Annotated in this window: 6 protein-coding genes and 2 pseudogenes; 4 read left to right on the forward strand and 4 right to left on the reverse strand. The window is 59.1% G+C overall.

Going from position 1 to position 9310, the window contains the following annotated elements; all coding sequences use genetic code 11:
• Positions 1 to 353: pseudogene (locus NW837_RS11540) on the reverse strand (single-stranded-DNA-specific exonuclease RecJ); the annotation flags it as partial.
• Positions 354 to 473: 120 nt separating this feature from the next.
• Positions 474 to 641: a hypothetical protein gene (locus NW837_RS11545; RefSeq protein WP_083757636.1), complete on the reverse strand. Its 168-nt coding sequence runs from the start codon at positions 639 to 641 to the stop codon at positions 474 to 476.
• 178 nt (positions 642 to 819) lie between these two features.
• Between NW837_RS11545 and NW837_RS11550 the strand changes: the two are divergent.
• From NW837_RS11550 to NW837_RS11560, 3 genes and pseudogenes are all read left to right on the forward strand, one after another.
• Positions 820 to 1742 (forward strand): annotated as a pseudogene (locus tag NW837_RS11550) (IS630 family transposase).
• Between the two features lie 320 nt (positions 1743 to 2062).
• Positions 2063 to 4420, forward strand: coding sequence for a hypothetical protein (locus NW837_RS11555; protein ID WP_414331654.1), 2358 nt, complete (start codon positions 2063 to 2065; stop codon positions 4418 to 4420).
• 3 nt (positions 4421 to 4423) lie between these two features.
• A complete protein-coding gene (locus tag NW837_RS11560; protein WP_414331656.1) occupies positions 4424 to 5503 on the forward strand; it encodes a DNA polymerase III subunit delta' in 1080 nt (359 codons plus the stop codon).
• Here NW837_RS11560 and NW837_RS11565 read toward each other — a convergent pair.
• Both NW837_RS11565 and NW837_RS11570 read right to left on the reverse strand, forming a co-directional pair.
• Positions 5487 to 6803 carry an ATP phosphoribosyltransferase regulatory subunit gene (locus NW837_RS11565; protein ID WP_414331658.1) on the reverse strand — a complete coding sequence of 439 codons (1317 nt, stop codon included), beginning with the start codon at positions 6801 to 6803 and terminating at the stop codon, positions 5487 to 5489. The two genes, NW837_RS11560 and NW837_RS11565, sit on opposite strands and share 17 nt — an antisense overlap.
• A gap of 49 nt (positions 6804 to 6852) precedes the next feature.
• Positions 6853 to 7923, reverse strand: a complete 1071-nt coding sequence (locus NW837_RS11570; RefSeq protein WP_414331660.1) for an isochorismatase — start codon at positions 7921 to 7923, stop codon at positions 6853 to 6855.
• A 306-nt stretch (positions 7924 to 8229) separates the two neighbouring features.
• Between NW837_RS11570 and NW837_RS11575 the strand changes: the two genes are divergently transcribed.
• On the forward strand, positions 8230 to 9310 hold a 1081-nt coding region (locus NW837_RS11575; protein WP_414331662.1), incomplete at its 3' end, for a nicotinate phosphoribosyltransferase.

Genomic DNA, 9310 nt, shown 5'->3' on the forward strand with positions numbered 1-9310 from the left:
ATGGAGAACTGGACTCGGAAGCCCAAGGGTTGTAACGCCGAGAGCAGGAGACTGGTACTGGTGACACCATCGCAGTCAAAGTCCCCCCAAATGCACAGGGTCTCTTCCCTTTCCCGTGCCTGCAGCAGCCGCGCCACCGCCCGCTCCAGATCCGGCAGGGATGCTGGTGGTGTGGGGGAATAGTGTTCGGGATCCACGAAGGCCCGCGCTTGCTCCCAGGTGTGCAGACCTCGCAGAGCCATCACCTTGGCCGCATACTTGCCATATTCCCGGCTCAGCTCCAGATTGAACTGGGGGGGAGTGGGCAGCAGCTCCCAGCGGTGCGGAGTATCTTCGCGCCAGCCGTAATCCATGCAAGCTAGGCCGACCCCTTGGCCGACAAGAGTAGAACTTCTCAGGAGCCTATCAAAAACGGCCCAGGGGGGAAATGGATCCCAGAGGAAAGGGCTGGGGATGATGGGCTACCTTGAACCCTACTGGCAGCAGTGAGAAGCCACACAGCAGGCGGAAGGGTGCTCGTGATTGTGGGTGGCACAGGCTTCGCTGCAGTAGAGTTGACCTTCGTAGCGATAGCCTTGGCTGCTCTCGAAGCTGCAGTTGCAGTGTTCACAGGCGCAACGGACAAGGGTGCTGGCAGACATGATTTTCTCTCCTTCTTTCTCGTTTTTTCCTAGGGATCCTCTTGTCGAAGATCCGCGTCTCTACACCCTAGCGGTTGCTCAGCAACGATGCTGAAACAAGAATCAGAATCATTTTTGGCACTTCACCGATTACAGCCTATGAATTAGGATACAAGTATCCAAGAGAAAAGAGAGATATATACCAACCTATTTGTTAGATTTATCCCAAAGAGTTGTGGCAGCTTATCAGGCAGGCAAGACCTCCACTCGCCAGGTAGCGGAACAGTTCATGGTAACCCAAAGAACACTGCACCACTGGGTGCATCAGTATCAACAAACTCAGGATTTATCCCCCAAGAAAGTCGGCACAAAGCGAGTAGGTATTCTGGAACAACACCGGCAAGAAGTTATGACGGTCATTGAAAGGCGCCTGAACTATTATCCGTGGTAGTATCAAGAACTGCTACGAGAGCAACTGGATACTGATGTGAGTGCTGTTACGATAGACAACTTTTTAAAAAAGCGAGGAATGACGCTAAAAAGAATTACCGCAGTGTAAAAATCAGAGAAGAGGAGGTGCAAAGGCAACAATTAGCCTATAGTTAAGAAGTCAAGAATATACCAGTGGAAGATATAGCTATTCTAGACCAGACAAGGGTGTGAGAGGCAATGGAACGGAGGGGTATCTCGGAGTTTACGCAGTCGAAGAGCTTACAGTTACCGTCAGAGATGCAAAGGGAAAAAACATAAGATTATTGAAGCTATTTCCTGGAGAGAGGCAGTAGGCTGTTGTGTTATCAAGGGTGGAATGCGGAAGAGCAATTTTCTGGAGTTTTTGCAAAGTGACTCATGTCCGGAACTGGATGCGCGGAAGGTGGTGATTAGAGTTCGGAAGTGGAGGGTTTGATTCAAGGAACAGGTGCGCGGATCATAGACCTGCCCGTGTATGCACCAGAGTTGAATCCGATTGAGAGGATGTGGTCGGTATTGAAGCCTTTTATCCGGCAGTTTTCCAGAGCCGGGAAGTATGGGATGGAGCAGATAGCAGAGACCTCTTGACTACTCATCAATCCATTCTGCTTCCGAAGTTGGTTTGCTAGGTGTTGCTACTGTGCCCCTTGATTCCTTAACAGGCTGTACTGCTCCATCCCTATGCACGAAGAGGGATGCCGCCGCCCTAATTACTGGGAAGAGACTCCCAGATACTTTGTCCCTCTAATGTCCCTCTAGTAAGAGGTACTGCACCACGAAGCACTCAGTGCCGCCGCAGGCGAACAAGCTGGCGGAGTTCGCAGTTACTGTATCAAGAAGCCGTCATAAAGGGCGGGGCTTGTAACCCAGTTTTCTGGTCAATGTGGCGTTGGCATCTCTTTGTGCTTTATCCTGAGGGGCGATAAGCTAAAGTACAGCAACAACACAGTCCTAAACTGGGAACTTTATTGATGCCTCCGCGCTCCTCTTCCTCCCAGAGTGGCTCTACCCCATTCCCCTTTCTGGAGGGGCGGGGTGCTGCTGCCGACGGGGCTGAGTCGAGCTTACCGCTGGGACAGCGTTTGCTGCGGGCGGGTCTGATCTCCCAATCCCAGTTGGCTCAGGCTCTGCGAGAGCAACAGCAAAACCACCTCAAGTTGGGAGAAGTGTGTCTCGAGCGCGGCTGGCTCACTCTGGCTGATCTCTACCGCTTCCTGCCCAGCCAGTCTCTTTCTCTGGGAGAGATTTTGGTGGCACTGGGCCATTTGGATTTCGAGCAATTGCGGGTTGCTCTGGCTCAACAGCGTCGCTATGGGCGGAAATTGGGGGAAATCCTCACCTGGAAAGGTTGGGTACAGCCCGCCATTTTGGATCGCGCCTTGGATGTCCAGGTGCAACTGCAGCGGATGGCTTCCCCCAATGCGTGGGAGGCGCTGCAGCCTTTTTTGGCCAGGGATCCCAAACCCGAGGTTCAGCTTACCCCCCGAAGATCGACAATTCCTGGCCGAGAAGACCCAGCTCAGGATTGGCCTGCACCCGAAGAGGCCAGGAGAGAGAGTACGGTTCAGCCGCCGAGTCTTGAATCTGCGGCTGGGGGAGATCCCATCCCTGGAACATTGGCTGCGGCGGCCTCGGATCCCTTTGCCGATGAGCCTCAACCGGCCACCTTGGCCGACTACCGCAAGCAAGTGGAAGCCTTGCAGCTACAAATCGAGCTCCAGGAACAGGAATGGGATCGGATCCTGGCCAACATGAACCAGCAGATTGCCGATTTTCAAAGCCAGTATCAGCAGCGCATTCAAAAACTGGAAGCCACCATCCGTCTCCAACAAGCAGAGCTCCAGCACCAGGCAACGTTGCAGCAGGATTTGCGGGTTTGGCGGGAACAACTGCAAAGGCTGGAAACGGAGCTGGCTCTTGCCCGCGCTGCTGAGCAAAGGGCGCAGCGGCAGTTGCAAACCCAGCAAGATTGCTACCAGTCGGAACTGGAGCAGTTGCAAGAGCAAATCCAGATTCTGCAGAAACGCCAGTCGGAGTTGGTGCCCAGCAGCGTTGTGGCTGACCTACGCGCCCAATTGGAGGCAGCGCTTCATCAAATCCAGCAGCTCCGATCGGAGCGGGATCAGCTGCAGGCCCAACTTGCCCAGCAAGCTGCAGAGTCAGAGGCTGCTCTATCCCGGCATCTGGATTCCTTCTGGCCAGAGCAGGTTGCCGCCTTGGAGCAACAGATTGCGGAGCTGAGGGCCGCTTTGCAGATGTGGCAAGAGCGCTACGCTCAGTTACAGCAAGAGCACGAGGCCCAAATGGCGCGGCTTTCCGGCTATGTTCCCCCAGAGCAGGTGGAAAGCTTACAGGCGCAGCTACAACAACTGCAAGCGGAAATAGCACAGCTGATGGCAGCCAACCGTGACTACGAAGCACACCTTGCTCAACTGGAGGAGCAACTGCAGCAGAGCCAAGCCCTGATCCACCAGCTCAGGGCAGAACGGGCCGAGGCCGACCAGCGCATTGTCCAACTGGAGGGATCCCTGCAAGCCCGCCAAGAAGCCTTGGGGCAAGCTCAACAACAACTGAAAACCACGGGATCCCGCCTCAGCGCCCTTCAACAGCAGCAGGCCAACTTGACGGTGGAACTGCGAGACGCGCGAGAGCTGCTGGCGGCCTATCGGCAGAGCCTGGAGTCCCTGCAAGAGAATCTCAAGATTGAGCAGAATCGCAACCGTCTGCTGCAGGTGAGTTACGAACAGCAAAAGCTGATCGCCGAGGCAGCGCAGGCTCAGTTGAGAGCAGCCAACTTCTCTGGCTCAACCGCCAAAGATGAGCCAGCACGTTCGCGTGAGCGAAACACAGTCCTTACGAGGAGACTGGAGGAACCTGCGACCGATGCCGGGGAGCTTCCCGCCAATCCTGAGGACACGCCGACGGATCCTTTGCTGGCGGAACTCACCCCCTGGGCCAGGCATCTGTTCCAAAACTTGCAGGCAGCGGGCTTGCTGGATCGGCCCCAGATCCAAGACATCCTCAGCCGCTGGCAACAATCAGGGGGCAAGCTGACTGCGGTCATCGGCGAGTGTACCGGCCTGAAGGCAACCACGATCAAGTTCTTTGCGGATGGGGGGTATTCTGCCCGTTTGTCGGGGTGCCGCACGGTGGGAGAGTTCCTCAAGGCTGCCGACTTGTTGGCTGCTGAAGTGCTGGAGTCCTTGCCGCCGATGGATGAATCTTCGCCCCACTGGGGGGATCCCTTGGTGGAGCGGGGGTTATTGCGACCGGAGACGATGCAGTATTTTCGCAAACATTTCCTGCCAGCTTCTGCCAGCGGATGCTGAGATATGCCAGAACTCCGTCCGAGCGCCGAGACCGTCAAGCGGGTGAAGGTCTTGCCTCCACAGCACATTGTCGGGCAGGAGATGGCGGCACGACTGCTTGTGGCGGCCCTGGAGAAGGGGCGGGTGACTTCCAGCTACTGCTTCTTGGGCCCCCAAGGGGTGGGGCGGAAGCTGATGGCCCGTTGGTTTGCCCAGGCCCTCTTGTGCGAATCCAGCTCCGGGATCCCTTGCGGCAAGTGCTCCCACTGCCGTTGGCTGCTGGCGGGCAACCATCCCAATCTCCACTGGGTCAGCCCCACCTACCTGCACCAAGGCCGCCTAATTGCGGCAGACTCCCCGGAGGCGCAAACCTTGCAACGGCGCTCGCCGCCCCAAATTCGCCTGGAGCAGGTGCAGGGGGTATCCCGCTTCTGTGCCCGCAAGCCGATTCGAGCCCAGCGAAAGGGCTCCGCCCCGCTAAAGGACTCCGTCCCGCTTACGCGATCGGGAGCGGTGGTGGTGCTGGAGGGAGCCGAAACCTTGGCGGAAAGCGCTGCCAATGCTTTGTTGAAAACCCTGGAGGAGCCAGGCCCAGCCCATATTATACTCATCGCCCCCCAGGCGGCCTCGCTGTTGCCGACGCTGTTGTCCCGCTGCCAGATGGTGCCTTTTCGCCGCCTCAGCCCAGAAGAGGTCGACCGGGTGCTGAGTGGGTTGGGTTGCCCAGATCTGGCAGGGATCCCTCGATCCGAGCTGATTGCCTTGGCCCAGGGCAGCCCCGGCTTGGCCTTGCTGGCCCACCAGCACCTGCAGCAGATCCCGCCGTCGCTCCTTGAGGAACTCAAACGTTGGCCCTGGCACTCTTCTCTCCAGCAGGCATTGGAATTGGGCAGAGCGGTGGCCAGTTTGGAGCTGCCGGCACAACTGTGGCTGATCGATTATTTGCAGCAGCATTTCTGGGCGCAGGGATCCCGTCAGCCGTTTGCGCCAGGGGTGCAGAGCGCCATCCGGCAGTTGGAACGCATTCGCCAACACCTGTTGCAACTGGTGCAGCCCCGTCTCTGTTGGGAGGTCAACCTTGCCAGCATTAGCCCGGGTGGGTGATGTGGTAGCTGCCGTCGGCTTGTACCCAGGCGATCTCCGGGATCCGACATTGGCGGGCATAGGCTTCGATCTCTTCAGGGGCCCGATCCAGCAATTCCAGCTCCACCGCCTCCGTTCGCGTCAGCGGTGCGGTGCACTCTTCTCGCCAGCGGGCGGCCAAGGCCAGCGCCGCCGGGATCCCTGCCGGCACCAGGGGCACCACCAACCGTTTGCAGCCCATCTCCTCGGTTTTGGGGTCGGGGGGCAAGAGCCGGAGCAGCGTATCCGGCAGAAGGGTAAAGCCGATCCCCGGCTGTTCGACCTGCTGAGGGCTGTAGAGAGCATGCAGCCGGTCGTAGCGTCCCCCCAGAGCAATGATCTCCCCGCCTGCCACTGCCTGAAAAACGATACCGGTGTAGTAGGCCAGGGTTTGCAACAAGCTCAGATCCAGCACCACCCGCACCCCATGTTCCTCCAGCACCTGGCAGAGCTGCCGCAGATCCCGCAGCCGCTCAGGCGGCACAGGCAACTGAGCCAGGTCAGAAAGAACTGAGCCGGGCTGGCCCCGCAGCCCCAGAATCTGCAAGCCAATCTGGCGGGCGGCTTCCGGCAGAGGGGCCGATTCCAGGTAAACGTAGTCGAGCTGGGCAATGGCACGGCGTACTGCCGCTTGGGCCGTGGGGGCAACGGCGCTGAGCAAACTCTCGGTGAGGCTGACATCTCCCAGCAGCAGCGTCCAGGCGGCCTCCGTCCCGTTTACACAAGAAGAGATGCCGATCGAGCGAATGCAATCGGCCAGCAGCAGCAGAATCTCGGCATCTGCCAGCCATCCCCCTGCCCCGATCAGCTCCACTCCGGACTGAAAAAACTCCTGGCTACTGTAGGATCCCTCCTCCCGCCGGCTGTTGCGAAAAACGCTGCCGTGGTAGTAGAGCCGCAACGGCAAAGGCCCACCGGCTAGACGGGTGGCTGCCGCCCGCACAATGGAAGCAGTGAACTCGGGGCGCAGCCCCAGCATCGTCCCTTCGCCATCCCGCAGTTGCAGCACCGACTCAGCGCGGATGGATCCCCCCGCCAGCAGCGTTTCCAGCCGCTCTAGGGTGGGAGTAATGATGCGCTGGTAGCCATGGCGCCGGAAAACCCGGGTCAGCTGAGCCTCCAGCTTCTCCCGCCGTTGTACTTCCCGCGGCAGGAGATCCCGGGCACCGCTGGGGGGGCGCAGACTGCTGGAGACGGTGGAACTGGCCTCAGGGCGGGGATCCCAAAAGTGCTCCGCACCGCTACCGCGAGAGTGCTCCGCACCGCTACCGCGACCGTACACAGGGCTGCTCCAGCAGAAGATCCTGCTGCATCATACCGGATGTTGGAGGTCAGCTGGGATCCCGGGGAAACTCAGGCCACTCCCAGATGGGATCCGTGGAGCGCACTCGGTGCATTCCTGCTTCCGCAAAGCGGGCGAAGGCGGCCTCCGCCTGTTCGCTGAAATCCACAACGCCGGGAATCACCACCGGCGAGGTGCAGTCCTCCAGAAGGTAGACTTTCTTGGCCAAGCTGGGATCCGTGGCCTGGATCTCTTGCAGCAGGTCGCTCACCGTCCAGGCCACGCAGTGGCTTTTGGCTTGGCCAGCCACGATCAGGGCGTCAAACTGCAGCAGGTGGTGGATGAGGAGCTCATTTTTCTCGTCGATGGGATCCCCTTCCGGCCCAGTCAAAACCTCCGGGCTGAGTACGGAATAATTCTCCGTCAAGGGGTTGGCTCCCTTGAGCTGCAGGCTGGGCTGGCTAAGGCGGGCCATGCCGTGAAAGAAAATCGCCTCCTCCACCGCCGGCACCAAGGCATGGCCGATCCCCCCCAGCATGGAGTGGTAGGGCCAGACGATGAGGGGATATTTTCCCCCCTGCTCCAACTGCTCGGCGTAGTGCAGAGCGTAGACCTGCAACCGCGTCAGATCCCCCTGGGTGAGGTTGGCAGCCATGGCGGGGTTAACCCGCCAGCGTCCGCAGCGGATATCGGCTGCCGAAATGGCCGTGGCCGGCTCAGGATGGGCTCCCTGCGCGTCCACCCAAAAGACGGGGTGGAAGATCTGCATGGCCGTGTGGGTGTCGAGAGTGGCAATGATCTGGGTGAGGCAGGCCAAATTGCGGTAGATGAACTGACAAAGCCGTCGATTGTCTTCCACCGCTCCCAATCCGCCGGAACCGGCCACAAACAACTCAAAGCCGGGAATGCAAAAGGTGTTCTGCACATCAATGAGCAACAAGCCCACCCGCACCCGATCCGCCTCTGCCGGCGGGATCCCTTGCTCCTTGGCCCAGAGCTCGGCTTCTGCTGCCCGCTGTTGGTAGGGCACGCGCCAAATCTCTCCCACCCGCTCCGGATCAAAGTGGGGGGGAAGGCCCGCTGGAGCCTTAACAGTTAGCTCCTGTAGAGTGGTATTCATGGCGTTCTTCCGGTGGGGGCTGGATTGACCAGGCTTGCACCCGCTCGATAGAGTTGGACGGGTAACACTTATGGTTGGTTTCACTATAAGTTGGGGGCAAGATTTTGTCCAGATGGCCGCCTGTATTTCTGGCTGAGTTTGGGTTTGGTGTCTTGTCGAGGCCGATTTTTAGGGTTTTTTGGGGTTGTGATGCTTCTGGTGGATCCCTACAAGCAGCCTTACTTATGGTAAGTTTCACTATAACCTTCGCAACAGCCCTCTGCTCGATCCCGCCGTTCCCCACTGGCTTCTGCCCCGAGGTTTTTCATGTTGAGCCCTGATTTCTCGTCGTTGCGGCCCCAAGACTATGGCCTGCTAACCGACCTGTACCAGTTCACCATGGCCGCTTGCTATGTGGGGGAAGGGCTAGAGGCTCAGCCCGCTGCCTTTGAGCTGTTCGTGCGGCGGCTGCCCACCGACTATGGCTATCTGATTGCCATGGGGCTCACCCAGGCGGTGGAATACCTGCAGCAACTGAGCTTCGCCCCCGAGGCTTTGCGAGCGCTGCGGGAAACGGGCATTTTCGCCGATGCGCCGGAGCGCTTTTGGGAGCTGCTGGCCCGCTGCCGGTTTGAGGGGGATGTGTGGGCGGTGCCGGAAGGAACCGCCATTTTCGCCAACCAGCCCCTGTTGCGGGTGGAAGCCCCCCTCTGGCAAGCCCAACTGGTGGAAACTTACTTGCTGTCCACCTTTAACTACCAGACCCTGATCGCCACCAAGGCGGCCCGTATGCGAGATGCAGCAGGGGATGAGGCCATTTTGTTGGAGTTCGGCACCCGGCGAGCTTTTGGTCCCCAGGCGGGGCTGTGGGCAGCCCGGGCGGCTCTGGCGGCAGGGTTCAATGCCACCTCCAACGTCTTGGCAGCCCTGAAATTGGGGCGCAAGCCGGCAGGAACCATGGCCCATTCCCTAGTGATGGCCATTGCTGCTCTCTCGGGAGACGAAACCCGCGCCTTTCAATCCTTTCGGCGCTACTTTCCCCAAGCTGCGCTTCTAATCGATACCTACGATCCCATCCAAGGGGCGCGCACAGCAGCCCAGCTCTTTGCGGCCAGAAGCCCAGATCAACTGGGATCCCAGGGGGAAATCGGCGGGGTGCGCATCGACTCGGGAGATTTGGAAGATCTCTCTCGCCGGGTGAAACAAATTTTGCCTCAAGGCGCCCCGGTGTTCGTCAGTGGGGATTTGGACGAATACGAGATCGAGCGCCTGCATCGCTCCCAAGCCCCCATCAGCGGTTATGGGGTGGGCACCCGCCTGGTGACCGGAGAAGGCGTGAACGGGGTGTACAAATTGGTGGAAGTCAATGGGATCCCAGTGGCCAAAGCTTCCTTTGCCAAAGCCACCC

It is taken from the genome of Synechococcus sp. R6-10 (assembly GCF_047461815.1).
Lineage (GTDB): Bacteria > Cyanobacteriota > Cyanobacteriia > Thermostichales > Thermostichaceae > Thermostichus.

Excerpts from the sequence above, each read along its gene's own strand:
- NW837_RS11545 (WP_083757636.1), bottom strand. The coding sequence starts at position 641 with ATGTCTGCCAGCACCCTTGTCCGTTGCGCCTGTGAACACTGCAACTGC.
- NW837_RS11555 (WP_414331654.1), top strand. The coding sequence starts at position 2,063 with ATGCCTCCGCGCTCCTCTTCCTCCCAGAGTGGCTCTACCCCATTCCCC.
- NW837_RS11560 (WP_414331656.1), top strand. The coding sequence starts at position 4,424 with ATGCCAGAACTCCGTCCGAGCGCCGAGACCGTCAAGCGGGTGAAGGTC.
- NW837_RS11570 (WP_414331660.1), bottom strand. The coding sequence starts at position 7,923 with ATGAATACCACTCTACAGGAGCTAACTGTTAAGGCTCCAGCGGGCCTT.